Origin of the sequence: Haloarchaeobius marinus, from assembly GCF_051207415.1 — an archaeon.
Classification (GTDB): Archaea; Halobacteriota; Halobacteria; order Halobacteriales; family Natrialbaceae; genus Haloarchaeobius.
This window is the reverse complement of sequence record NZ_JBPKGD010000003.1, coordinates 150327-172520: the sequence shown is the minus strand read 5'-3', so window position 1 is coordinate 172520 and position 22194 is coordinate 150327. Positions and strand designations below refer to the sequence as shown.

Below are 22194 nucleotides of genomic sequence, written 5' to 3'. Positions count from 1 at the left end.
CCGCCCGCGACGTTCCCGAGAGGCCGCGTCCGAACTGTTTTGATGCCCGGGGTACAAGCCAAACCAGTGACCGAAGTGACCACCGGAGGGCGGTTCGCGTGACCCCCGCCGACCGGGAGAACGCCGTCGCCGAGTGGCAAGCACTGCTCGACGAGGCCGGCGAACTCACGCCCGAGGTGGTCCAGCGAATCATGCGCATCCACGACGGCCGGGGGCGACACGCCATCGAGGCCGTCTCGGAGGGGCGGGTGAAGCAGTACCGCGACTTCACGGTCGTCGTCGGCTACGAGGACGAGTACATCGTCGAGGAAGGTGGCTGTACGTGCAAGGACGCCGAGTACAACCTCGACCCGGGGGACCCGACCGACCAGTGCTGGCACGCGCTGGCGGTCGCCATCGCCGAGCGCGTCGGGACGGTCGACCACCACGACATGTGGTACTCCGAAGTGCGGGAGTTCCTCTAGGCCTGTTCTAGCGTCAACTCGTACTCGAAGGTCGCCGAGTTCGCGTAGCTCGTGGCGATGATGGTGTACTCGCCGGCCTCGGGGAGTTGCACGCCAGACAGTGCCGAGTCGAACGACGAGCCACTGTCGTCGTTCTCCGCGAGCACCGACAGGTCGCTGTCGACGAGTATCAGGTAGGTGTCGCCATCGGCGGCGGTCATCGTCACGTCGACCGCCATCGCGCTGTCGACGGTGAAGGTGACCGGTTCGTAGTAGCCCCGGAACGCGCTACTCTGTGGGTCGGCCGGGTCGATTCCGCCCCTCGCCGTCTCGCCGAGTTCGATGGACCGGAGGTCGACGGGTTCGCTCCCTTCGGTGACGGAGAGGTCGTAGCGGAAGGTCCCTCTGTCGAAGCTGGATGCGATGACGATGTACTCGCCGGTCTCGGGTAACTCGACGGACCGGAGTGCCGAGTCGAGCGAGCCGCCGCTGTCGTCGTTCTCTGCGATGACGTCGCCGCTCGGGCTCAAGAGGAAGAGGTAGGTGTCGCCCGTGGCCGACGTCATGTCGATGTCCACGTGCTGGCCGCTCTGGCCCTGGAACCTGACCGGTTCGTAGTGGCCGTTGAACCGGGACTCGGCGGGGTCGTCCCGGTCTATCTCGCCGGTCCGGGTCTCTCCGACCGCGATCTCTCGCAGGTCGAGTGCGGGTGGGGCCTCGCCGACCGAGAGTTCGTACTCGAAGACCTCGTTCCTGCCGTAACTGGCGGCGACGATGGTGTACTCGGTCCCACCGGTAACCGAGAGCGCCCCGATGCGCGAGTTGAAGCCACCCTCGCCGTCGTCGTCGTTCGCGGCGACGACGGTATCGGACTCGTCGAGGACGCCGAGGAGGGTGTCGCCGTCTCGGGCGGTCATCTCGATGGAGATTCGCTGGTCCTGGTCGACCTGTAGCGTGACCGGTTCGTAGAACCCGAGGTACTCGGACTCGCTCGGGTCGTCGAGGCCGATCTCGCCCGTCGCCGTCTCGCCGACGGATATCTCGCGGAGGTCCGCCGACTCGCCCTCACCTCTGGACAGGGAGAGTTCGTACTCGAAGCCGACCCCGTCCGAGAAACTGCCAGCGAGGACGACGTAGGTACCGTCGGCGGGGAGTTCTGTGTACGGGATTTCGGCGTCCATGCTGGTCGTGGTGTCGTCGTTCTCGGCGACGAGGGTGCCGTCCTCGTCGAGGAGATAGAGGTACGCGTCGCCCGTGGCCGAGGACATCGAGACGGTGACGTAGTCGCCCTCGGAACCGGTGAACGCCCACGGTTCGTAGTAGCCGCCGTACTCCGGGTCCGAGGGTGCGTCGGTGGTCAGTTCGCTGGTCACGGTATCGCCGTAGGCGATGGTCTCGGCGTCGCCGTCCACCGGCAGTTCGAGGGGTTCGGCGGTCGCGGTGGCAGTCGCGGTCGCGGTCGCGGTGTCGGTCGGTTCGGCTGTCGATTCGTCGTCGAGGATGCCGGCACACCCGGCCAGCGCGCCGCTGAGGGCCGTCGCACTGGCGAGTAGCAGGGACCGTCTTCGTTCACTCTCGGGTGACATTATCTACTACAGACAATTACTGGGTGATTATTCTTTTGGCACACGCCGACGTGCCGACCCGTCTACGGGTTCCGGGTTCGCCTGGGTCAGCCGGTGCAGATGTCGACGAAGTTACGGAGGATGGTCAGGCCGGTGTCACCGGACTTCTCCGGGTGGAACTGTGTCCCGAAGACGTTGCCCGCCTCGTTGGCGACGATGGCGGGGAAGTCGACGCCGTAGTTGGTGGTCGCGACGACGGCGTCGTCGTCGTCCGGCACGGCGTAGTACGAGTGGACGAAGTAGGCGTACCGACCGTCGACGCCCTCGACGAGGGGGTGGTCGCGGACGACCGAGAGGTCGTTCCACCCCATGTGGGGGACCTTCTGTCCCTCAGCGAAGCGGACGTTCCGACCGGGGATGAGGTCCAGTCCCTGCACGTCGCCCTGTCCCTCGCGTTCGGCCTCCTCGCTGGATGTCAGGAGCATCTGCATCCCGAGGCAGATGCCGAACAGGGGTTTCCCCGAGTCGGCCACGTCGACGAGGGCGTCGCGGACCGAGTCGGCGTTCTCCATCCCCTCGCCGAAGGCACCGACGCCGGGGAGGACCACGCCGTCCGCGTCGTCGAACGACCCGGGGTCGTCGTCGACGGTCACGGCCGCCCCAGCGCGTTCGAGTCCTCGCGTGACGCTACGGAGGTTGCCCAGTCCGTAGTCCACGACCAGGACGTCGGCGAGTCGCTCGCGCTCGCGCGACACCGGTTGCTCGTTCATGGTCGTCACTCGGTCGGCCGTGTGCAAGTGGGTTTCCGTTCCGGTCATGGTTGCGCCCGAACCTCCTTACGTGTGTAGGGCCAGCGCATCGCGTCGACGAGGCTACTGGAACAGGTGGGCTGTCGACGACGTGCGCGCAGTCGGATTTATTTCGTGACGGTTCGACTTCGGTTCAGCACCGATTCCCGCGAATCCGACGACTATAGTTCTCCATAGACCGAGTAGGAACATTTAAGGACACAATCAAGAATTATGAACTGATTCGCCATGGAAAGTCGACGCAGCTTCCTCAAGGCGGCAGGCGCAGCGACCACAGTAGGGATGGTGGGGTCCGCGGGATGCCTCGGTTCCTTCGGCGATCAACCCTACGGTGATGGATCCGTCCAGTTCATGATGTCCCCGACGGAGCCACAGAACTACATGAAAAAGCAGTACGGCCCGTACCGCGATTACCTCAGTGAGCAGCTCGGTAGCGACGTCGACGTGGAACTCCAGTACGCGTCGAACTACTCCGCTGTTCTCCAGGGACTGGGCAGTGGCTCGGCAGACATCGCGGAGACGGGGCCGTTCGCCGCTGCACTCGGCGTGAAGGCCGAAAAAGCCGAGATCGCTCTACAGCGCCACGCGTTCGGCTCCTGGGAGTACACCAGCGTCATCGTCACGAAGGAAGGCAGTGGCATCGAGGAACTCGCCGACCTGGAGGGCAAGACGATCGGCTTCGCGGACATGACCTCCGCCAGCGGGTCGCTGTACCCGCTGTACATGCTGCAGGACGCTGGCCTCGAAATCGGCGAGGCGCCGGTTTCTGACAACGGCGCGGACTTCACGGGCTCGTGGACCGGCCACGCCGAGGCGTTCACGGCGCTCCAGGACGGGCAGGTCGACGCCGCCGGCGTCGGGAAGTTCATCACGCAGGGCGATAACGGCTACGCCGAGGGAATCACTCCCATCGCCGACTACAAGGAGGACTACGGGAAGGGCATCCCCCGCGCCCCGATGGTCGTCAGTCCCGAGCTCTCGGACTCCGAGACCGAGGACATGGTCACGGCGCTCAAGGACGCCCCCGACGACGTCTACCTCGGCGCGAACGGCAAGCCCAATTCCGAGACCAGCGAGGACGGGACGGAAGACGACCTCTGGTTCGACGGCGTCCGTCCCGCAGACCTCGAGACGTACCAGCCCGTCATCGAGGTCGCCAACGACCTTGGCCTGAGCACCGACCTGCTCGACCAGGCCTGAGTCGAGTCCGAAAGGAACTAATCACGTTTCCATTATTACTATACAATGCCAGCCGTTACAGTGGAGAATCTCACGAAGCGATACGGGGACACCGTCGCTCTCGACGACGTGTCCGTCTCCATTCCGGATGGCGAGTTCGTCGTCCTGCTGGGCCCCTCGGGCGCAGGCAAGTCGACGCTGTTGCGCATCCTTAACGGCCTGACCCGACCGACCGAGGGTGCCGTCTACATCGGCGAAGAGCAGGTCACCGGGCGACGAAGCGACATCGGGATGGTGTTCCAGTTGCACTACCTCGTCGAGTCGATGAGTGCGTACAAGAACGCACTCACCGGTGCGCTTTCCCGCGAGGATTTCCTGGCGAGTCTCCTGACGAACTACGACCGCGACGACAAGCTCCTGGCGCTGGACGCACTCGACACCGTCGGCCTGCTGGAAGAGGCCGGCCAGCGCGCCGGGTCGATGTCCGGCGGGCAGAAGCAGCGCGTCGGTATCGCCCGGGCGCTGGTCCAGCAGCCCTCGCTGCTGCTCGCGGACGAACCCGTCGCGAGTCTCGACCCCAAGGCCGCCGAGGAGGTGATGGGGTACATGCGCGACGCAGCGAGGTCGCGAGACCTCACCACCGTCGCGAGCCTGCACCAGGTGAACCTCGCCCGCGAGTTCGGCGAGCGCTACATCGGCCTGCGCGACGGCCAGGTCGTCTTCGACGGCGGCCGCGACGACCTCACGATGGACATCGTCGACGAGATATACTACGCAGACGACGAGGATAGCCAGGTCGACCACGAGGAGGTGGTCCGATGAGCGACGACAGCAGGACCGACGGCGGCACGCTCGCGAACACCGAGCGACTCGAGTTCGCGCTCGGACAGATGGAGCGTGCACAGCGCCGGCGGCGCATCTTGCTGCTCGGCCTGTTCGTCGGCGTCCTCGCGCTGACCGGGTTCGGGCTGACGTACCTCGGCTTCACCGTCGCTGCGGTCGTCCGACAGTTCCCCGTCTTCCTCTCGAACCTCGTGGAGTTCGTGACGCCGGATTTCCACTTCTTCACGCTCTACTCCCAGGAGAACGGCCTGCACGGCTGGAACGCGTTCTTCCAGAGTATGCTGTACCCGTCCTCGCTCGTCGACTCCATCATGAGACGAGAGGTCGGGACGTCCATCATGGGCGCGAGCATCGTGACCATCGTGGTCGGACTCACGGGGACCATCGTCGGCTTCCCGCTGGCGCTGTTCTTCGGCGTCATGGGCTCCGAGCGGGTCACGCCGTTCCCGTTCAACTTCGTCTTCCGCGGCACGATGAGCACCATCCGCGCCATCCCGGCGATCGTCTGGGTGCTCTTCTACATCCCGGTGTTCGGTCCGACGCCGCTGTCGGCGATGTGGGCGATCGCGACCGACACCATCGGGAACATGGGTCGACTGTTCACCGACGAACTCGAGGAGGTCGACGAGGGTCCCATCGAGGCGGTGGCCTCTACGGGCGCCGACCGCTCGCAGGTCATCACCTTCGGGATGCTCTCGCAGGTGTTCTCCTCGTTCATCGCCTGGGCGCTCTACATCCTCGAGATAAACGTCCGCATCGCCATCTCGCTCGGCGTCGTCGGTGCCGGCGGTCTCGGCCAGTTCATCAAGGGTCAACTCGCACAGTTGGCGTTCAGCCACGCTGCCGCTGGCATCTTCATGGTCATCGTCATCGTCATCTCCGTCGAACTGTTCTCCTCCCGACTCCGGTCGCGTCTCCGTCCGGACGAGGACGTCTCGGAAGGATTCCTCGAGAGGGTTCGGAGCCTCTTCGACGGCGACAAGTGGGTCGGTCGTAGCTCGGATTAGAAGTCGCCCAGCCGCGACTGGCCGCTTTCTTCACCGCCATCCCTGCCCGCCAGCGCCGCCGCCTCCGCGAGCGTCGCCTCGAACGGGTCGCGCTGGCTCCGGTCGTACAGCGTCGCTGCCGGGTGCAGACAGACGAGGACGCGACGCGGTTCGTCGTCGCCGAGACGCACCTCCTCGACGGTCCCGGTCTCCTTCGTCACGGCGACCGACCGGCCGAGCAGGTGCTCGGCCGGCACCTTCCCGAGCGTGACGACCACCTCGGGGTCGACGAGGGTGACCTCGCGCTCCAGGTACGGTCGGCAGTTCGCCAGTTCCCCGGCGCGTGGGTCGCGGTTGTCCGGTGGCCGACACCGGACGCAGTTCGTGATGCGCACCGTCTCGCGGTCGAGGCCGACCGTCCGGAGCGCCTCGGTCAGTACGTCGCCCGAGCGCCCGACGAACGGTTCGCCCTGTTCGTCCTCGTTCGCGCCCGGCGCCTCGCCGACGAACAGCACGTCGGCGTCGGCCGGTCCGACGCCGTCGACGATGCGGCTTCGAGAGTCACAGAGTTCGGGACAGCGCTCGCAGCCCCGCACCTCCAGCCCGTCCATCGCGTCCATAGTACTTTGCCAGTGCCCACGTTGTGTGTACGTTTCGGTGACGTAGAACCAACCGCCTGGGGTTGCTAATCCGTACCCCCTTACCTGACTTTAACTCCACGGAATCGCGGAGGCGCCGTAGGAGGGCGTATGGGATGTTCTTCATTCTCAAGAGTACTCCTCCTCTCCCAATAGTCCCAGAGGCCGTCAGTGGCGAAGCAGCGCCGTCTCGTTGGGGATGGCAGGGCCCAATTGTAAGTTACTTCTGTACGGCTCTGTTGAAACCCTCAGCCAATGAAATGTTTCTGGGCCTGTGCTGAATAGAGAGCGCAAACCCATCACAAAGCAAAGGTTAGAACATAGGATTCGTCCAGTGGAGAGGCACTATGGAAAATGTTACCTACAGCCTATACAGGGAGGAATATTATCGTTCGCAATTAATCGTCAATGCCTCCTCGCCGGCTCTCGGTATCTTCATACGAATACTCCTAGGAGTTGAAATAGAAACCCGAGAGCGAGCACACCTGCGCCAACCTTAGTAAGAAACCGGCTTCGGCGCTCCTCTATCCATCTCTCCACCTCGGAGATAGGAGCAAGAACTGCTACGTCGGTGTCTTGCTCGCCAATCCGGTTTTCATATTCAAACTGCACTGCCAATAACGCCGGTCGGGTTTCTTCCGTAATACCGGACGGCCTAACAACTGGATAGGATTTCAAATCGCCAAGCTCCTCTCTCCATAACGTGGTCGTCTCCTCCTCACGTGCAACAAGATAAATCCGGTCTAGATCGTGGAGCGGGTTCATTCGCTCCTTGACCACTCGCCATAGAGCTTTATTGCCCTCCCTCTTCTCCGCAGACTCCGGGATTGGCCTAACAAAGGCCCACTCCTCAGGGTCAAAACGTGTCTCTTCCCGTATCCACTCCTCCTTAGCCGATACAACTGGATTGAGGAGCGACTTTGCACTCATCAAACTACGATAGGGAGTATAGGGAATAAACATAAGACCAAACGCGGACTGGAGACGGGGAATATCGAGGCCAGCTAATATCACGGCACCGAGAAAGTTGAACACAAGACCGGCGAGAAGGAGAGGGTCCACCATAATCCGTTGCTCGTGACTACAGTACTAATAGGAATTGGATTTAGCCGTTCACACGTAACGTGCCGATACGCCGCTCTGCTGAATACTTCTTCTAATCTTGCACGCCAGTTCTGTCAGCCGTTGGGGGTTCAACAGAGCCTTCTGTAGCTCTATTGACTTGGATAATTCCTCAGCCATCTCGATGAGGTACAAGCGGGGTAACACGCTGTAGACCTTGAGGCCATGCTCGGCACGGTCAGATTATAACGAGTCCTTCGAGAATGCAACGTAGTTCTCCTCATCGTCCCCGACGATTACCTTCGTTCCGGCAGGCCAGGTCAACCGTCGCACGATCCAGGCCATGTCAGATGCTCCGCCGCCGAGATTGATGACTAATCCCCAGCCGATGACTATCGCCAGATCGTTGACTGCGCCTGTGATGAGAAGTCCGGTGTAGACGACCGATAGGAGCTGTGGAGCCAACAGCGTAATCGAGATCTCCCACAGGTCCAGGGATACTTCTGGGACGTAGACGCCATTCGGCCAAATGTAAACTGGGTCGTAGCCCAAGGCAGAGCTAGCGAGGTAGTGGAGCGACTCGTGGATAAAGAGCGAGGCCGTAATTGCTATCCCGGCACCGACGACCAGTTTGACGCTGCTCTGGGGGATGAGGATAACGTCTGCCGAGAAGATGACTACACCAGCAATCGTGAGTAGAACCGCCATCGTGGAATACAGAACCCACCTGGAGAAAGAGTACTGCTCGTATGGAGTATACCCGTTCGGAGACTCTGGCGTGGTCATCAGTTAACTCCGTCAGCTACTCGCTACGGACATTGCGTTTAAATAAACACCGCAGGTTGGTCGGGATATATACGACGGAAGATTGCTGAATACGCGCCTCCAGCACCCCTGCTGAAACCTGTCCCAATCGGGAGTTTCATCAAGACCAGAGTACCACGCCCCTCCAAAGCGTGAACCCCGTCAGCGACGAAGTAGCCGCCCTCGTCGGGAGTGGCAGGTAACACCCCCGTCGAAAAACCGATATTTAACAGAGTGTATCCTATACACCTTCAAGATGACACGGGGGTAGATTCCGTGAGGATGGTACTCTATGAGGATTCAATCCACACAACCCGAATGGTGGAATAAACCTGCCCGGCCGACACCAAGACGAGCCCAATATAGGCCAGATCGAACATAAACATGACAAAGTAAAATGTGACTGTATCGACTAGACTCATGCCTGAAGGGACGTCACCAATTATCAACACCTGTCGGAATACCCAAGTGATAGACAGGAGGACACATGCGATAACCAAACCGACCACGTAGACAACTGCTTTCCCGAGGGGATGCTGCTGAAACCGTCGCCCTAGCTCTTCTGTCTCTTCGTCAAACTCGACTACCGCCACGCGACCCTCAATAGTCCCCTCAACTCCTTTGAGAATGACGATGGTGGCGACGAACGCGGCAACGGCGAAGAAGCTCAGATTGGATACCACTTGGACCAAGAGGTCTGCTACCCCACTGCTCTCGGAAACGACTTCGGAGAGGCCCAGAACGAGGAGAAAGCCCACCATGCTTAGACTAATCGAAGTTAACCCAACCGAGAAGAGGCTCTGAAAGAAGGCATCCCAGTCCGGCTCGAACCATCTCACAGCAAGTTCCTTTGCGGTGTCGATAGGCAGGAGTTCCTTTAGAACGACGGTCATCGGCGGTTTCCGCTCAGTCATCTGTCCGAGTAATCTACTGGTAGTAATCACCATCAAACCCTCGATAGGAGTTATGATTATCAAAAAGACAAATAGGCTTGCTAATAGTTTTGAGATATGGAGCTCCGCCACTCGACGAGCCCGGAGGAATGGAAAGCGCGTAGGAAGTGGTTGTTAGTACAAGTCGTTGGAATCTCAATGCTGGTTGGCGCGCTCATAGAGCCGTACCTTCTTTCTACAGTGATAATCGTCGGAGGTGCTCTCCGATGGCTCTGGTTGTTTTACCGTCATCGGGTTGCTCGCAAGGGGGCGGACTACGAACCTGACGGTCCCACCTGGGAGGACTACGAACCCCAGATCTCGGACTGAAGGGGCACAAGGATACATCACCCTTACCCATCAGTTCGAGTACCACCCTCCGGGACCAGTTCCACCAGGCCCTGATCTATTCTGAGACCACAGGAGTCCCGCTACCGAGTTTATCTGAAGTTGTAAGGGGTTTGTACTCCCGCAAGAATGAAAGCCGCTCTGGGCCCACTCATGGGCCGATATGGGATTATTGCTGTATCAGAGGCGACCCCTCACTCCTTGGGCTTGTAGCGAATACCGTTAACGATGTAATCGTCTCCATCACGTTCGACTTCGAGGCCACCCTTCCACCCCCCATAACCAATCTGGGACCTGGTTAGGACATCTCCATCGTCATTGACGAACTGGTCCTGCCCTGCTCTGTAGGCATCCTCAGTCATTGCAGGATTATACGGGCTAGAGCGACTTAGATTCCCCCTGGTGGTCAAGGAACTGAGCAAGAGACCATCCAGATTCGAGTACGGGGCGCACTTCCCTGAAATGGTCGCCCGGTCCTACAACCCTTGAACAGAGACGAGGGATACAGGCGATTTGTTATATTGACGGACCCCCGACTGAGAATCAGCGGACGGCGCCAGGGTCCTCGTTCGTTACGCGGTTGCTCCCGCACCGGTCGCACCGTCTGGGCTTGTCGCCCCGCCCGAGGAACTGGCCACACGCCGCGCAGTACCACTTCATCCACGCGGAGTAGAGCAGCAAGCCACCGATTACGAACGGCACGAGGCCGATGTACGAAAGCTCCACGAACCCGATCTCGTACCCCCCTATCCACAGCAGCATGCCGCCCGCGGCGAGCGCCACCCCGTACTTCTCTTTATCGTCCATGTGCATTGGGGACGTGTACCACGGCATTTGATAATTCCTTCGGTTTGTCATTCGACGGCAACTCACTGAAATCCCATCCCGTACACGTCAGCACGTACTCGTGCTTGAGGCCCACTCACGCTCCGATACGGCGATTTAGGATTCTGGGTCGGGGAGATCGTCGTACTTCTTAGCTACGCTCCTGAGGTGCCTCTCGGTGAGTTCTTGATCGTAGTCCCCGGCGTACTGCTGCCTGAACCACTCTCTCGCTCCACACCATCCGCGGAGTTGAAGCAGGCGATTGGACACTCGGAGACTGTCCCCGTGGCTCAAGCTCTCTATGCCGTCAGTCTCGGCCTTCTGTTGGAGTCGAGCAGCTTCGGTAATACCACGCTCAATATCGGCCCCAGCGTCGGTCTCACGGCCATAGTTCCCCGTAACGAGACCAGAGGAACCAACGTCGTATCCCTGCTCCCGGAGCAACTCAAGCGCATCCTCGCGGTTTGGCAGTGACGCTGCTACGAATTCAGCTAGTATGGGCTCTACTCGATGGATGATAGATCGACGGCTCCGCCCTCCAATGACGACCAATCGATTTCCTCGCTCTACGTCTTCGACTTTTTCATAATCGTGCCTACTGAGGAGTAACGGTGCAGGTTCGTGTTCCTTGGTGAACTCGCTGTCCGCACCGACTGAGTAAAGGTGGTAGCACGGGAGTCGCCCACCGATGTTGCTTTCGAGGTCCTCTGGTCGATCGTATTGAATCCGGGAGAACGCACCTCCTTTGACCTCTACGACTGCGATGCTCCTACGTCCGTTGCCAGTATTCGCGTAGGGTGAGAACTCCTTAGCATTGTAGAGCAACTTGACAAAGCGAGACTCTCCATCGACAGGGGGGCCTCGTCCATCGATGAGTTTAGCTCGGTGTGCCTCTCCGAACGGTTCTGGAATACCCTTTTTATACTCCGAGAAGGAGTGGGTCTCGATATCTGGGGATACCGGCTCTCTAACCCTAATCCTTGCACCATACAGAACTGATATAGATGGATGGGAAGGACGAGTAGTAACTATAGAGGATGGAATGGCATCGAGGTAGGTTTCAGGGGGAGTAGTTCCATTGGCCCCAGCACGGATGATCTCGTCGTGGCTCCAGTCGGGTTGAACCTGCACCTTCTGGAGTCCAGTTGAGGTGTGCTCAACTCCAGGGAGACGGAAGACCTGCTTCTTCTTGATAGCGTTGAGATCGATGGTGGAGTCATGCTCGTCGCATTCATTGAAGCGCTCTGCAATCTGAGTGAGCGAGGACCACTTCTGCTCGGTCACATAGCCGGGAATCTGGAGGTGGATGCCCTTGTGACCGGAGAACCAGAAAGTGCAGTCAGCGAGGCTGACTCCGAGGTAATCCTCCGCGAAGACGGACAGGTCTGTGGCTATCGTCTGGAGGTCGCCTACCTCTTGTAATGAATCAGAGTCGAAGATGATGGGGTAGCTGACTCGACCATCCTCGGCTATCTCGCGGGTGAGAAGGGAAGCGATTGTATCGTCTTCTGGAGCGGCATAGGGGTTCGTGTAGCTCTCTAACCTCTCTACCTCGTCGGTGTTGAGCCCGTAGACTGGCCCAACGTAGACCGCCTCTGCGGGTTTGATCTCGGCGACGTGGTGGAGGTTAGGAAGTCGCTTTCTCTCTTCGTCCGCATAGCGAACGTACGGCTCGGTATCTCGGAGCCACTCCCCGAAGGTACCGATCTGGCCAGGGGCATCAAGCCTATCTGTGAGCGACTCGTCAGCATTCATTAGACGACACCTCCGATGACTCCGGAACTGTCGTCATCCGACCCCTGCCCGGCTCCCCAACCGGGTATTCCAATCACTTTCCGTATCATCGCTCAGCGTCCGGTATCCTCTCTGATGGATTCAACCAGTTCGATAGCATCGGCTCCTTGCTCCAGAAACTCACTCCACGTCAGAGACTCCGCTTCCTTCACTCGCCGTGCCGCATCTACCGAATCCCTATATGCATGGACCGTGGTATAATCGTATTCGTACTCCGTCTGGGCTTCCGTCTGAGAGTTCATCGATCGTCGCTCGCTCTCAGCGCTGATAGTAGAAGAAAGATTATGTATGATTCTTCATTTACACTATCTCCATTGGATCTGTCCTACTTAAATGACATAGGAGTCCCTCTATGTGGATACTCCATCTGTCCAAGGCGAGGATTCTCCCAAAGGGGCAGCTACAGTTTCTACCAAGGGTCCAATTGCTGCTCACTGGAGTACTTACAGCAGCACTCTCCGTCGCACACACGCTGGTGGTCACATCGCAGAACTGGCTTGAGACCATCCGTCGCAAGCCAGCAGGATAAGAGTCGGTACGTGGAAAGAACGGTTTTGAGACATCGTGTGCCATTCTCACACATGATTGACTCTCAGCGACGGACGATCATCGCTGGAGCACTGACGGTGGTGGCTGGTTGTATGAGTATCCCAGGGTCTGACTCCCAAGCCACCCAGCCCCGCACGGAGAACCCCAGGTCCACACCAACCAGAACGCCAACCTCAACACCGACGGCCACCCCAACGACGGAACAGGATACGAGACCAGAAGTTGTCCTTGTGAACTTGGTTTCCGACTATCAAGAGTACGGAGATGCAGAGGACAACCGCATTTCATCTGCGGAAGTAGGCGATGAGATTAACATAGCTTTCCGTTTCCGATTATGGAGCCATGACAGAGTCGCTCACAACACCAATCAAGTCCGGGTGTATGGACCCGCTGGAGGATCGGTTAGCGTAGCCACCTGGGATGATAGACAGTTGGTTGACTGGTCTGGATCAGAACTTTGGGAGAATTATGCATGGTTTGACACAACTGGATGGGAAGCAGGAGAGTACACAGCAGAGGTTCTCATTCGAGATGAGGTCACTGGAGAGGTCTCTGACCCCGAAACCACTACCTTCGACATGGAGCAACCAACAGCTACCCAGAGCCGGGTAACGGTCCACGGCCAAGGGTAGAGTAGCGACCTCCGGCGCAGGAACACTGCGCCCTCTGGATCCCCGTATCCGCCCCAGAGTCGCTTCTGCGGTGGTCCGTGCTCTATACGGATGGATGGCTCTCCCGAATACTCACAAGCACCGATAAGCGTTCCTCCGAAAGTGCAAAACCATCGAAGATGGCGCCACGAGGTGCAGACTCCGCAGTCGGGTTGGGTGCGACGGGTACGGTCTGTGGGTGGTCCGGCGACCTGGCCACTCAGAAATGAGGTTTCCACGATTCGGACGAAGATTCTTACAGTCGCGGGTGGTGGACTGGCACATGAGTTCAGTCTCGCTGGACGAGGTGGACCGGGGAATCCTGTACGTCCTGCAGGAGGACGCACGCAACACCACCATCGCCGACATCGCCGAGCACGTGGATGTCTCCGCCAGCACCGTTCGCAACCGCATCGAGCGCCTGGAGGAGACCGGCGTCATCGAGGGGTACTATCCGAAGATCAACTACGAGCTGGCGAACTACCCGTTGCACGTGCTATTCGTCTGCAGCGCCCCCGCCGACGAGCGGGAGGAACTCGCCGTGGCGGCGCTGGACCGCCACGGGGTGGTCGACGTCCGCGAGATGCTCACCAGCACCCGCAACATCTACGTCGAGGTCGTCGCCGTCGACACGCGGGACCTCACCGAGATCACCAACGACCTCGCCGCCGTGGGATTCGAGATAGTCTCCTCCGAGATAGTCACCAACCACTACACCCGCCCCTGGGCCGAGTTCGACGAGAGCGAGTGACCCACCAAGAGATTGTTCAGAGGGGCAATCGTGGTGCGATAATTTCAAAATATGCGCGGGATTTTGTGAATATACCAGTCCTTAGTTTGCGATAAACGCAATAATTTTACGGATGCAGGCCGAACGCCTTGCCATCGGGAACGTGGGAACACTCGGTGTCCATCCCGCCGTCCCCACCGCGGCAATGCGCATCACACCCATGAGCATCACACACACACAGGGCTCGCTCGATGAACTGTTCGAGACACTCAGTCATCCGGTGCGACGGCGGATTCTGACGGCCCTCGCCCGAGCGAACCCCCGGGACGAAGCGGACGAGTCGTTTTCACCCGCCGAGTTCGTCACCGAAGACGACCGCCTGGACGCGTTTCTGACGTCGCTCCACCACGTCCACCTCCCGAAGCTCGAGGAGACGGGGTTCATCAGGTGGGACCAGGAGACCGGGACGATCACCCGTGGCCCGCGCTACGACGAGATCGCGCCGCTCGTCGAGTTGATGCTCACCCACGAGGACGAACTCCCCGGCGATTGGGCATAGAAAGAACCTCTCGACGGGGAAAATCATCTATCTCGAACGGTTCCAGTAGTCACCCACCTGCGGGACTACCTTGCAAGATATGCGCCCCGTATGCAGCACGGACCCAACAAACTATCAGCGTCTGAGGATTTCAACAGAGCCGGATGGATGCCTTTAGGGAGGACGAGGAAGCCGCGAGAAGGTGCTTATCACCCTCCTATCCATCCGGGTAGGGGTCGAAGGACGCAGAGAACCCCTCCACCACGTCGTCATCGAGGAAGTGCGCGTACTTGTTGAGCGTAGTCGTCACGTCCTTGTGGCCAAGGGCGAGCTGGATCCGCTTGATGTCGATACCACTGTCGATAGCTCGCTTGACGAATGAATGCCGGAGCGTATGCGACGTGATGAGATGACGGTTCCTGTCACTGCCATCGACGTACATCACCTCTTGGATGCCAGCGTTCTCAGCGGCTTCTCTAACGAGTTCGTTGATGTAGTTCGGTGAGACCCGTTCTGTCCGCTCAGAGACGAATAGGTACTCACTCTCATTCGCCGGTGCGTAGGTCTCCCGATAGACATCAAGCCACTGAGTGAGGAGACGCTTCGTCGGGTTAGGTCTCCCTGGAGCCGTAGCATACGTCACGGTGCGCCAGTCGTCGGTCTTCTTGGCGTAGACCCGGATGCTCTCTCGCTCCCGGTCGATGTCTTCAACCTTGATGTGAGCGGCTGTGTGGACTCTGACGCCCGTCTGGTACATGAGACGGATGATCAGTTCGTTACGCAACTTTCCTCCACCGCTCCGGACGTTCTTACACATCGCTTCTACGTCCTCTGCGTCGAGTGCGAACCGTTCAGGGTCTCCGTGATTGTACTTCTCTCCGACGTTGGAACCGGACTTGATGAACTCGCTACGCTTGAGCAACTTCTTGTTAGCGTCGAACGGACTCTCCTCAATCGATCCGAGGGCCTCCAGATGGTCGTAGAACGTCTTCAGCGAGTCGTATCGGCTTGAGACAGTTGCATTAGAGAACTCGTCGGCTTGGTCGTAGAGGAATGAACGGATCGTGAATCCCTTCGTGGTCGTCGATTCATACCCTTCTTCGTCGCACCATTCACACCACCGACGAAGGTCTGATTGGCGATTCTCGATGCTTGCCGGAGCGAGCGCGTTTCTACCCTTTGAGAGGGAGTTGATGAAGTCCTGAGTCGCCGGATGGAGTGATTCGGTGCTCATCGGTTACTCCTCCTTGAACCACCGCTTTTCGCCATTGATCTCGGTCGAACGGACCAATGCTACCTCCCGCTGTAGCTTCTCAATGGCACGACGGACGGAATACTCATCGCTCCTGACGGCCATAGCGATATCCTCGATTCGGCCCCTGTACGCTTTCGGGTCGCCTATTTCATCCAAAGAAGGCGTAATGACGGGGATGCCAGAGTGTCCAGTGTTCACGCCCGGGTGGTGCCAGTTCTCAAGCTCGTGCTTGGTCGGCAGGACGGTGAAGACCTCGTTAGCCAGTTCGCTCACCGATTCGTCCTCGGTGACCGCTGTCTCGATGGTGTTTAGCCGGGCTTGGATGGCGTCTAACGTTGCCTGAGTGCCTTCAGTTCGAGTATCGATTGTCCCAAGGGTATCAGCTACTCCCTCGGGTATTGACCCGTTCTGAGGGTGTCCTGCATCGGTTAATTCCCGTTCGAGTTCTCGCCGGACGGCAACTTTGATCAGTTGTGTCAGGTTAGCAACGCCGGGATGCTCTTCGGCCCCTTCCTTCCATTCTCGCTTCTCGTCAGCGTCAATCCGCAGGTTAACGTGCTCGCTCATGGACCTCCCCTCCTCGCTTGAGGTTCCGGTCTACGAGTTTATGAACGTGTTTACAGTATAGTTACGGTCAAGTGTCCATCGCGTCCATATGCGCACTGGTGCGCCGGGGTCACGTAACCCCTGCGACTGGGGCGGTGGCTACTTCGATGCTACCGCCCCCGTCGGAGCGCGTCGCCGGCCCGGGCCGCGAACCGGGCGACCCGGAGCGGTTCGGGCCGGCCTCCCTCCGGCGTGAACGCCCGGACGACGTCCCGGGCGGCGTCGGGGTCCATGCCGACGGTGCGGACGTACACCGTCTCGCCGTTGACGGTCGTCGGGTCTCGGCCGGGCTGGCGGCGGTACGTCTCGACGCGCTCGGCACGCTCGGCCTCGTCGTCGAACGCCGCGCCGATGTCGTCGGCGAGGCCGTCGCTCGCCTCGAAGGTCACCGACAGCACGGGGCGGTCGAGTTCGGTGGCGAGACGACGCAGGTCGACCACGTTGTACCACGCCAGTGCGATGCCCGCGACGAGCACGTAGCGCACGTCCTCCCGGTCGAGACGGTCGTACACCTCGACGATGGCGTCCGTCGCGTCCGTCCCGCCGACCGTGCACGTCGAGAACGAGAGTCCATCGACCGTTCGGCTCGCCCTGACGACCACTCCGGCGAGCGTACTCGTCTCCCCTCGCGTCGACTCTGCGACACCGAGCGCCCGCACGCCGGGTTTCATCGGGCTACTCGTCGCTCTTGATGTCTTTCAGACGGTCGATGAGTTCGTCGTTGCTCGCGCCGTTCTCGAACTCGATTCGTCCCTCGTGGTCCGTCTCGCGCGAGTCGACCGACTCTTCGTCGATGTCCGTGTCGATGCTCTGGTTGTCCTGTTCCGATTCGTCGTAGCTCCCGAAACCCATACAGGATACAGTAGCCAGTGCTGAGTGAAAAAAACCACGCCAGACGAAAGCGAACAGACCTGTCACGTGACGTAGAGGCTGATGTCGCCGTCCCCCGGCAGGACTTTGGGCTCGCTCCCGTAGGAATGCCACATGGAGGTCCACCACGTCACGAAAGACGCGGACGAGTTCACGTGCAACGCCTACCTCGTCACCGGCGACCGGGCCGTACTGGTCGACGCCGGTGCGATGGCCGGCGTCGTCGACGAGATCCGTCGGTACACCGACCACCTCGACGCCGTCGTCCTCACGCACCAGCACGGCGACCACGTCGCCCAGCTAGACGCCGTCCTCGACGCCTTCGACGCCGACTGTTACGCGTACGGCGAGCACCCGCGCCGGACCCACGCCATCGGCGACGGGGAGGCGGTCCACATCGGCGACGAGCGCTTCGAGGTCGTCTACACGCCGGGTCACGCCGCCGACCACGTCGCCTACTGTAGCGACACGACCCTGTTCAGCGGTGACGTCGTTGTCCACGACGACGGCGCGTTCGACTACGGGAGTTTCGGTCGGACCGACATGGCCGGCCAGTCCCGCGAGCGCCTCATCGAGAGCCTCGAAACCCTCCTCGACCGCATGCCCGACACCGTCGAGCACCTGTACGCCGGGCACGGCGGCGTCTTCCACGGCGACGTCCGCGACGTGGTCGAGACGGCGCTCGGGCGCGCCCGGAAGCGCGAACCGAAGTACCCGGACGAACAGTGAGGGCGTCGCCACTCGCGGCGTGAGGGTTCGAGAAGACGAGACCGGACTCAGGCCGCGCGCTTTTCTTTCGCCTTGGGGCGGAGCTTGCTGTAGCCGCACTTGCGGCACTTGTCCGCTCGCTTGGGGTTGCGCGCGTTGCATCGCATGCAGATCATCTTCTCGAGCGAACGCTTCTCCGCAGCCTCGAATCGTGCCATGGTCCTTCCTACGCCGTGCTGCGGGTAAAAGCGTTTCCGAGTCGTCCGGGCGCGCCGTGACTGCACGGTGGAGCGTCCGACCCGTCCGCGTGCCAGCGTTCAAATAGCGGGGGGAGCCCAGACACGGCGTGCGCTGAGAACTGCCACGCGGGGGGCAGCGGGTGCACGACACACCCCCGCGTGTTCGGCCCGTGTCGTCTGTTCGCTACTCGGACTCCTCGACGAGGTAGTCGTCCTGTACGGCGACGACCTCGCTCGAGTCCGCACACGAGGCGTAGCGCCGCAGCGGTTCCTCGTTCAGTTCGAGGAATGTCTCTCCCCAGGTGAACTTCGCGAGGATGCGCTCTGCGTGGTCGAGCTCGCCGAGGATGACGAGCGCCGCCGCGAGTGCCTCGACGGTCGTCAGCGCGAACGGTCGGCCGTAGTTCACGGGGTTGGCTGCGACGAGGAACGGGAGGGCGCGGTGGTTGCCGTCGAGCGAGAACGCCGTCTCGTCGGCGGACTCCCACGAACAGTCGAGCGCGACGAGCGCCCGCGCGTCGTCGGCGGGCGAGAGCGCCTGCTCCGCGTGCGGGTCGAGGACGATACCGTACGGCGTCGCCCGACTCGAGCGGTGCAACTCGGCGAGGTCGAACCGCGCGAGCTTTCGCGCGGTGCACTTCTTCGGGTCGTCGTCGCCCTCGTACCGGACGTGGAGCTTCACGACCGGCGATAGATGGTCAGGAGCAAAAAGGGAATCGGGCTACGCTAGCCGGTCGTATAGAGCGGAGAGGTCGACGAGCGTCAGTTCGCGGTCCGCGATGGTCTCGAGGTGGTCGTCGCGGTCGCCGACGGTCTGGCCGTCCATCGACTCGAACACCGCGGCGAGGAACGGCTCCATGGCGTCCCGTAGCTCCGCGTAGGTCGTCTCGACGTGGCGGCCGTGCAGGTCGACGACGATGGCGTCGCCTCGCTCGGTCACCTCGTAGCCGAGGAACTTCGGGTGGTCGGGACGTTCCAGTCGGGCGAGGTCGTAGAGCCGAAGCAGCGAGTGTGCCGAGGCGTAGCCCTGGAGTATCGTTCCCGCGTCGGTCTCGACGCCGAACTCGACGTGGTCCGACGGTCCGGTCACCGCCGCCTCCCAGCCGCCGTAGACGCCGTGGAGTTGGAACCGCAGCATGGTCTGCCCCTGGCACCGGACGGGGTAAAAGTCTGCGAGTGCGGTCGCACAGTCCTCCCGACTCACTCCTCGTGGACGCGTTCGCCACGGAGGAGTCGCGAGGCGATGGTGAACGTCTGTTCCGCCTCGCGCCTGGTCGGGAAGTGGGCGGCCATGTATCGCGCGACGGCGACCATGGCGACCCGCCGGTCCGTCTCGTCGTCCGAGACGTCGAACTGCAGGAAGCCGGCCTCGAGCGCCTGCAGGGTGTGGAAGCCAGCGTCCTCGCGGAGCACGCAGTGTCCGAGGGTCCGTTTCAACTCGGCGGGGTCGCCGTCGGCGTCGAGGAACTCGCCGACCAGGCGACCGGCCGCGTTCACCTCGCCCTCTTCGTCGAACGTCTCGACGAGGTCGGCCAGGATGGACTCGTGGTCGCGGTCGGTCTCCCCCGGTTCGGGAATCGGTGCGGGCGGCGTGTTGAGGAAGCGGTCGAGGTAGACGTTGGCCGCACCGTCGAGGACGGCCCGGTAGAGGACGGGGTCGTCGACCCGACGGGTCGCCTGGTGGACCGCGTTCGCGTAGGTGAACGTGTGGTGGACCGTGTTCCAGTCGGAGAACTCGTTGCCCGTTCCGAACTGGGCGACCCGGGTCGCCGCCGCGGTCGCGACGGCGGCGGCGAGTTGTCGCGGCGTCGCACCCGCCTCGACGGCCTCGCGGATGCCCGTCACGATGGCGTGGGGGTCGTCCGAGAGCAGGAGCGACTGGAACGACCCGGGTTCGGTCCACCGCCCGTCCCGCCCGGCGTTCGACTCGCGGTCGACCAGCGCCTCGATGTCGTCGATCGCGTCGGCGACGAGTGCCGCGAGGTCGACCGGTTGCCGCCACGAGGAGAGTTCTTCGCTTCGTTCGGCGTCGGTCAGGGAGTCGACGAGGCTCGCCAGGGTGTCGTCGGCGTCGTCCCAGCCGACGTGGTCGAGCGTCTCGACCGCCTTGTTGACGAAGTCGAACGTGTGGCCGGCGTCGAGGAACCGGTGGTCGGTCGCGGCCGCGTACAGCATCCGTTCGACCTGTTCGCGGTCGCAGGTCTCGACGGCGGTCCGGAGGACGCGCTCGGCACCGTCGCTATCGCGCACCTCGACGTTTTCGCGGAACCACGATTCGAGGCGGTCGGGGTCGACCTCCCGGGTCTCGAACGACGGCTGGTCGAAGTTCGGCGGTTGGCCGGCGCAGTCGCTGGCGACGTGTCGCAGCCCGGTGTAGAGCGCGCGCTTCCGGTCATCGTCGTCGAGGTCGGGGAGCACGTTCGCCATCGCAGCGAGGATTGTCAGCCCGGAGGACCAGCCGGCGTCCCGGTAGCGCGTCCCGAAGGTGACGCCGCGGGCCAGCGTCTCGCTCTGGCCGACACCGGCGTCGTGGAGACCGATGACGGCCTTGGCGACGACGAGTCTGAGGTTCTCCTCCATGCCGGTTTCGAGCCGGTTCGCCCAGTGGTCCGCCGGCGGTTCGTCGCGTCTGGGCGTCGGTCGCACGAAGACGTCGCCGTCGCGCACCTCGACGGGGTACGTCGCCACGTCGTCGGCCCACGGGTCGAACGTGTCGCCACAGGAGAGTTCGAACCGGGCGTGGTGCCAGTGACAGGTGAGCACGCCGTCGTCGACGGTCCCCTCGGTGAGGGGAAATCCCATGTGGGGACAGCGGTTGTCGACCACCCGCACGGCCCCCTCGTGGTAGAACACCGCGAGTGGCCGCCCGTCGACGGAGACGCTCTCGCGCCCCGTCGCTTTCAGTTCCTCCAGGGGCAGCAGCTTTCGAAATCCGTCTTCGACTCCCATATCCCGCTATTCCGGCCAGACTCGCGTAAAGGTTCGCTGAAACCCGTTATGGTACGCGTTCTGACAGCCACCGTCGACCGTCGGGTTTCTGTGGCCGGAGGTCTAACCGGCGGTATGGCCAACGCGGACCTCGCCGACCCGGTCGCCACGTACTACCGAGCGCTCGACGAGCACGACTACGAGGCGCTCGAGTCGGTCCTCTCGCCGTCGTTCGTCCAGGAGCGCCCGGACCGCACGTTCGAGAGCGCTGCGGCGTTCGTCCGGTTCATGCGCGAGGACCGCCCGTCGCCCGAGACGACACACGAGGTCGACGACGTGTTCGGGCCCACCGGTGCCGGCACGGCGAGTGCGTCTCCACTGGCCGTCCGCGGCCGTGTGTGCGAGGCTGACGACGTCCTCGTGCGGTTCGTCGACGTGTTCGAACTCGCCGCCGACGGTCGCGTCGCTCGACTGGAGACGTACACGCGCTGACGCGGGACGACGGCGGTGCGCCCGTGCGGGTCGCTACCGGGCCCGGTCCGTGGATTCGGCGTCCTCGCGGTCGACGACCTCGCGGTCGCGTTCGAGGACGCGCTTTCGTCGCCGGTACTCCTCGTCGTCCACGTCGCCGCGGGCGTAGGCGATTCTGAGTTCTTCGAGCGCACGGTCGTTCGACGCGGTTTCGTCGCGTTCGACCGGCGCACCCGGCGTCTCGTCGTCCGTCCCCCGGGCGGCGTGGACGATAGCTGCCAGCATCACGAGGGCGACGGGCAGCGAGAAGACGAGGAGGATGATGACGAGCTCTGGACCGCCGATGCCGCCGACGAACGCGGGAGGGCCGACCATACTCCGTCCTGGGAGCGTCGGGCGCAAAAGCGTTCCGTCGGCCGGCC

The 22194-nt window shown here is 61.7% G+C and carries 27 protein-coding genes; 9 read left to right on the top strand and 18 right to left on the bottom strand.

The window, feature by feature from the left end; genetic code table 11:
* Window positions 1-98: 98 nt before the first annotated feature.
* Window positions 99-464, top strand: a complete 366-nt coding sequence (locus ACSC1W_RS12825) for a hypothetical protein (protein WP_435347884.1) — start codon at window positions 99-101, stop codon at window positions 462-464.
* Here ACSC1W_RS12825 and ACSC1W_RS12820 read toward each other — a convergent pair.
* Together ACSC1W_RS12820 and hisH are read right to left on the bottom strand one after the other, a co-directional pair.
* The gene (locus tag ACSC1W_RS12820; RefSeq protein WP_435347883.1) at window positions 461-2029 is read right to left on the bottom strand and encodes a PPC domain-containing protein; all 1569 of its coding nucleotides are present in this window, start codon (window positions 2027-2029) and stop codon (window positions 461-463) included. The genes ACSC1W_RS12825 and ACSC1W_RS12820 overlap by 4 nt on opposite strands.
* 86 nt (window positions 2030-2115) lie before the next feature.
* Window positions 2116-2778 carry an imidazole glycerol phosphate synthase subunit HisH gene (hisH, locus tag ACSC1W_RS12815; RefSeq protein WP_435347882.1) on the bottom strand — a complete coding sequence of 221 codons (663 nt, stop codon included), beginning with the start codon at window positions 2776-2778 and terminating at the stop codon, window positions 2116-2118.
* Window positions 2779-3045: 267 nt separating this feature from the next.
* Here hisH and ACSC1W_RS12810 point away from each other — a divergent pair, with 267 nt between their 5' ends.
* The 3 genes from ACSC1W_RS12810 to ACSC1W_RS12800 are packed head-to-tail and all read left to right on the top strand — an operon-like array spanning window position 3046 to window position 5846.
* The gene (locus ACSC1W_RS12810; protein WP_435347881.1) at window positions 3046-4017 is read left to right on the top strand and encodes a substrate-binding domain-containing protein; all 972 of its coding nucleotides are present in this window, start codon (window positions 3046-3048) and stop codon (window positions 4015-4017) included.
* Window positions 4018-4062: 45 nt separating this feature from the next.
* Complete coding sequence (locus ACSC1W_RS12805; protein WP_435347880.1) at window positions 4063-4818, top strand: phosphonate ABC transporter ATP-binding protein; 756 nt, start codon at window positions 4063-4065, stop codon at window positions 4816-4818.
* A complete protein-coding gene (locus ACSC1W_RS12800; protein WP_435347879.1) occupies window positions 4815-5846 on the top strand; it encodes a PhnE/PtxC family ABC transporter permease in 1032 nt (343 codons plus the stop codon). The genes ACSC1W_RS12805 and ACSC1W_RS12800 overlap by 4 nt, the downstream gene beginning before the upstream one ends.
* Here the strand turns inward: ACSC1W_RS12800 and ACSC1W_RS12795 are convergent.
* From ACSC1W_RS12795 to ACSC1W_RS12765, 7 genes are all read right to left on the bottom strand, one after another.
* Window positions 5843-6445, bottom strand: a complete 603-nt coding sequence (locus ACSC1W_RS12795; protein WP_435347878.1) for a uracil-DNA glycosylase — start codon at window positions 6443-6445, stop codon at window positions 5843-5845. The genes ACSC1W_RS12800 and ACSC1W_RS12795 overlap by 4 nt on opposite strands.
* 453 nt (window positions 6446-6898) lie before the next feature.
* Window positions 6899-7393, bottom strand: coding sequence for a hypothetical protein (locus tag ACSC1W_RS12790; RefSeq protein WP_435347877.1), 495 nt, complete (start codon window positions 7391-7393; stop codon window positions 6899-6901).
* Window positions 7394-7768: 375 nt separating this feature from the next.
* Entirely contained in the window at window positions 7769-8311 is a 543-nt protein-coding gene (locus ACSC1W_RS12785) for a hypothetical protein (protein WP_435347876.1), read from the bottom strand.
* 308 nt (window positions 8312-8619) lie between these two features.
* Window positions 8620-9354 carry a hypothetical protein gene (locus ACSC1W_RS12780; RefSeq protein WP_435347875.1) on the bottom strand — a complete coding sequence of 245 codons (735 nt, stop codon included), beginning with the start codon at window positions 9352-9354 and terminating at the stop codon, window positions 8620-8622.
* A gap of 449 nt (window positions 9355-9803) precedes the next feature.
* The gene (locus tag ACSC1W_RS12775) at window positions 9804-9971 is read right to left on the bottom strand and encodes a hypothetical protein (RefSeq protein WP_435347874.1); all 168 of its coding nucleotides are present in this window, start codon (window positions 9969-9971) and stop codon (window positions 9804-9806) included.
* A 181-nt stretch (window positions 9972-10152) separates the two neighbouring features.
* Window positions 10153-10416 carry a hypothetical protein gene (locus tag ACSC1W_RS12770; RefSeq protein WP_435347873.1) on the bottom strand — a complete coding sequence of 88 codons (264 nt, stop codon included), beginning with the start codon at window positions 10414-10416 and terminating at the stop codon, window positions 10153-10155.
* Between the two features lie 135 nt (window positions 10417-10551).
* Window positions 10552-12189, bottom strand: a complete 1638-nt coding sequence (locus ACSC1W_RS12765; protein WP_435347872.1) for a hypothetical protein — start codon at window positions 12187-12189, stop codon at window positions 10552-10554.
* A 620-nt stretch (window positions 12190-12809) separates the two neighbouring features.
* On the opposite strand from ACSC1W_RS12765, the gene ACSC1W_RS12760 reads away from it, so the two are divergent.
* The 3 genes from ACSC1W_RS12760 to ACSC1W_RS12750 all read left to right on the top strand — a co-directional run bounded on the left by ACSC1W_RS12760 (window position 12810) and on the right by ACSC1W_RS12750 (window position 14716).
* On the top strand, window positions 12810-13409 hold the full coding sequence (locus ACSC1W_RS12760; protein WP_435347871.1) for a hypothetical protein: 600 nt from the start codon (window positions 12810-12812) through the stop codon (window positions 13407-13409).
* A 301-nt stretch (window positions 13410-13710) separates the two neighbouring features.
* Window positions 13711-14178, top strand: a complete 468-nt coding sequence (locus ACSC1W_RS12755) for an Lrp/AsnC family transcriptional regulator (protein WP_435347870.1) — start codon at window positions 13711-13713, stop codon at window positions 14176-14178.
* Between the two features lie 112 nt (window positions 14179-14290).
* Entirely contained in the window at window positions 14291-14716 is a 426-nt protein-coding gene (locus ACSC1W_RS12750) for a winged helix-turn-helix domain-containing protein (RefSeq protein WP_435347868.1), read from the top strand.
* 196 nt (window positions 14717-14912) lie between these two features.
* Here the strand turns inward: ACSC1W_RS12750 and ACSC1W_RS12745 are convergent, their stop codons facing one another.
* The 4 genes from ACSC1W_RS12745 to ACSC1W_RS12730 all read right to left on the bottom strand — a co-directional run bounded on the left by ACSC1W_RS12745 (window position 14913) and on the right by ACSC1W_RS12730 (window position 17408).
* A complete protein-coding gene (locus ACSC1W_RS12745) occupies window positions 14913-15929 on the bottom strand; it encodes a tyrosine-type recombinase/integrase (RefSeq protein ID WP_435347867.1) in 1017 nt (338 codons plus the stop codon).
* A gap of 3 nt (window positions 15930-15932) precedes the next feature.
* Window positions 15933-16517, bottom strand: a complete 585-nt coding sequence (locus ACSC1W_RS12740; protein WP_435347866.1) for a hypothetical protein — start codon at window positions 16515-16517, stop codon at window positions 15933-15935.
* 149 nt (window positions 16518-16666) lie between these two features.
* On the bottom strand, window positions 16667-17227 hold the full coding sequence (locus ACSC1W_RS12735; protein WP_435347865.1) for an endonuclease dU: 561 nt from the start codon (window positions 17225-17227) through the stop codon (window positions 16667-16669).
* Window positions 17228-17231: 4 nt separating this feature from the next.
* Entirely contained in the window at window positions 17232-17408 is a 177-nt protein-coding gene (locus ACSC1W_RS12730) for a DUF5786 family protein (RefSeq protein WP_435347863.1), read from the bottom strand.
* Between the two features lie 132 nt (window positions 17409-17540).
* Here ACSC1W_RS12730 and ACSC1W_RS12725 point away from each other — a divergent pair, with 132 nt between their 5' ends.
* Window positions 17541-18155 carry an MBL fold metallo-hydrolase gene (locus ACSC1W_RS12725; RefSeq protein WP_435347862.1) on the top strand — a complete coding sequence of 205 codons (615 nt, stop codon included), beginning with the start codon at window positions 17541-17543 and terminating at the stop codon, window positions 18153-18155.
* A gap of 47 nt (window positions 18156-18202) precedes the next feature.
* Here ACSC1W_RS12725 and ACSC1W_RS12720 read toward each other — a convergent pair whose 3' ends face one another.
* The 4 genes from ACSC1W_RS12720 to ACSC1W_RS12705 form a co-directional block, all read right to left on the bottom strand.
* A complete protein-coding gene (locus ACSC1W_RS12720) occupies window positions 18203-18352 on the bottom strand; it encodes a 50S ribosomal protein L40e (RefSeq protein WP_435347861.1) in 150 nt (49 codons plus the stop codon).
* A 205-nt stretch (window positions 18353-18557) separates the two neighbouring features.
* A complete protein-coding gene (locus ACSC1W_RS12715) occupies window positions 18558-19055 on the bottom strand; it encodes a DUF367 family protein (RefSeq protein ID WP_435347859.1) in 498 nt (165 codons plus the stop codon).
* Window positions 19056-19094: 39 nt separating this feature from the next.
* On the bottom strand, window positions 19095-19511 hold the full coding sequence (locus tag ACSC1W_RS12710; protein WP_435347858.1) for a hypothetical protein: 417 nt from the start codon (window positions 19509-19511) through the stop codon (window positions 19095-19097).
* A gap of 62 nt (window positions 19512-19573) precedes the next feature.
* Window positions 19574-21322 (bottom strand): Rieske (2Fe-2S) protein, encoded by a 1749-nt coding sequence (locus tag ACSC1W_RS12705; protein ID WP_435347856.1) that lies wholly within the window; start codon window positions 21320-21322, stop codon window positions 19574-19576.
* 114 nt (window positions 21323-21436) lie between these two features.
* On the opposite strand from ACSC1W_RS12705, the gene ACSC1W_RS12700 reads away from it, so the two are divergent.
* Complete coding sequence (locus tag ACSC1W_RS12700; protein ID WP_435347855.1) at window positions 21437-21793, top strand: nuclear transport factor 2 family protein; 357 nt, start codon at window positions 21437-21439, stop codon at window positions 21791-21793.
* A gap of 33 nt (window positions 21794-21826) precedes the next feature.
* Here ACSC1W_RS12700 and ACSC1W_RS12695 read toward each other — a convergent pair whose 3' ends face one another.
* Window positions 21827-22147 carry an SHOCT domain-containing protein gene (locus tag ACSC1W_RS12695; RefSeq protein ID WP_435347853.1) on the bottom strand — a complete coding sequence of 107 codons (321 nt, stop codon included), beginning with the start codon at window positions 22145-22147 and terminating at the stop codon, window positions 21827-21829.
* Window positions 22148-22194: the final 47 nt, after the last annotated feature.

Bases quoted from the DNA above. Each gene is read 5' to 3' on its own strand.
- ACSC1W_RS12755 (WP_435347870.1), top strand. From the start codon at position 13,711: ATGAGTTCAGTCTCGCTGGACGAGGTGGACCGGGGAATCCTGTACGTC.
- ACSC1W_RS12790 (WP_435347877.1), bottom strand. From the start codon at position 7,393: ATGAGTGCAAAGTCGCTCCTCAATCCAGTTGTATCGGCTAAGGAGGAG.
- ACSC1W_RS12750 (WP_435347868.1), top strand. From the start codon at position 14,291: ATGCAGGCCGAACGCCTTGCCATCGGGAACGTGGGAACACTCGGTGTC.
- ACSC1W_RS12795 (WP_435347878.1), bottom strand. From the start codon at position 6,445: ATGGACGCGATGGACGGGCTGGAGGTGCGGGGCTGCGAGCGCTGTCCC.
- ACSC1W_RS12740 (WP_435347866.1), bottom strand. From the start codon at position 16,517: ATGAGCGAGCACGTTAACCTGCGGATTGACGCTGACGAGAAGCGAGAA.
- ACSC1W_RS12805 (WP_435347880.1), top strand. From the start codon at position 4,063: ATGCCAGCCGTTACAGTGGAGAATCTCACGAAGCGATACGGGGACACC.
- ACSC1W_RS12745 (WP_435347867.1), bottom strand. From the start codon at position 15,929: ATGAGCACCGAATCACTCCATCCGGCGACTCAGGACTTCATCAACTCC.
- ACSC1W_RS12725 (WP_435347862.1), top strand. From the start codon at position 17,541: ATGGAGGTCCACCACGTCACGAAAGACGCGGACGAGTTCACGTGCAAC.
- ACSC1W_RS12695 (WP_435347853.1), bottom strand. From the start codon at position 22,147: ATGGTCGGCCCTCCCGCGTTCGTCGGCGGCATCGGCGGTCCAGAGCTC.
- ACSC1W_RS12720 (WP_435347861.1), bottom strand. From the start codon at position 18,352: ATGGCACGATTCGAGGCTGCGGAGAAGCGTTCGCTCGAGAAGATGATC.
- ACSC1W_RS12705 (WP_435347856.1), bottom strand. From the start codon at position 21,322: ATGGGAGTCGAAGACGGATTTCGAAAGCTGCTGCCCCTGGAGGAACTG.
- ACSC1W_RS12770 (WP_435347873.1), bottom strand. From the start codon at position 10,416: ATGGACGATAAAGAGAAGTACGGGGTGGCGCTCGCCGCGGGCGGCATG.
- ACSC1W_RS12820 (WP_435347883.1), bottom strand. From the start codon at position 2,029: ATGTCACCCGAGAGTGAACGAAGACGGTCCCTGCTACTCGCCAGTGCG.
- ACSC1W_RS12800 (WP_435347879.1), top strand. From the start codon at position 4,815: ATGAGCGACGACAGCAGGACCGACGGCGGCACGCTCGCGAACACCGAG.
- ACSC1W_RS12765 (WP_435347872.1), bottom strand. From the start codon at position 12,189: ATGAATGCTGACGAGTCGCTCACAGATAGGCTTGATGCCCCTGGCCAG.
- ACSC1W_RS12730 (WP_435347863.1), bottom strand. From the start codon at position 17,408: ATGGGTTTCGGGAGCTACGACGAATCGGAACAGGACAACCAGAGCATC.
- ACSC1W_RS12775 (WP_435347874.1), bottom strand. From the start codon at position 9,971: ATGACTGAGGATGCCTACAGAGCAGGGCAGGACCAGTTCGTCAATGAC.
- ACSC1W_RS12760 (WP_435347871.1), top strand. From the start codon at position 12,810: ATGATTGACTCTCAGCGACGGACGATCATCGCTGGAGCACTGACGGTG.
- ACSC1W_RS12735 (WP_435347865.1), bottom strand. From the start codon at position 17,227: ATGAAACCCGGCGTGCGGGCGCTCGGTGTCGCAGAGTCGACGCGAGGG.
- ACSC1W_RS12710 (WP_435347858.1), bottom strand. From the start codon at position 19,511: ATGCTGCGGTTCCAACTCCACGGCGTCTACGGCGGCTGGGAGGCGGCG.
- ACSC1W_RS12700 (WP_435347855.1), top strand. From the start codon at position 21,437: ATGGCCAACGCGGACCTCGCCGACCCGGTCGCCACGTACTACCGAGCG.
- ACSC1W_RS12810 (WP_435347881.1), top strand. From the start codon at position 3,046: ATGGAAAGTCGACGCAGCTTCCTCAAGGCGGCAGGCGCAGCGACCACA.
- ACSC1W_RS12785 (WP_435347876.1), bottom strand. From the start codon at position 8,311: ATGACCACGCCAGAGTCTCCGAACGGGTATACTCCATACGAGCAGTAC.
- hisH (WP_435347882.1), bottom strand. From the start codon at position 2,778: ATGAACGAGCAACCGGTGTCGCGCGAGCGCGAGCGACTCGCCGACGTC.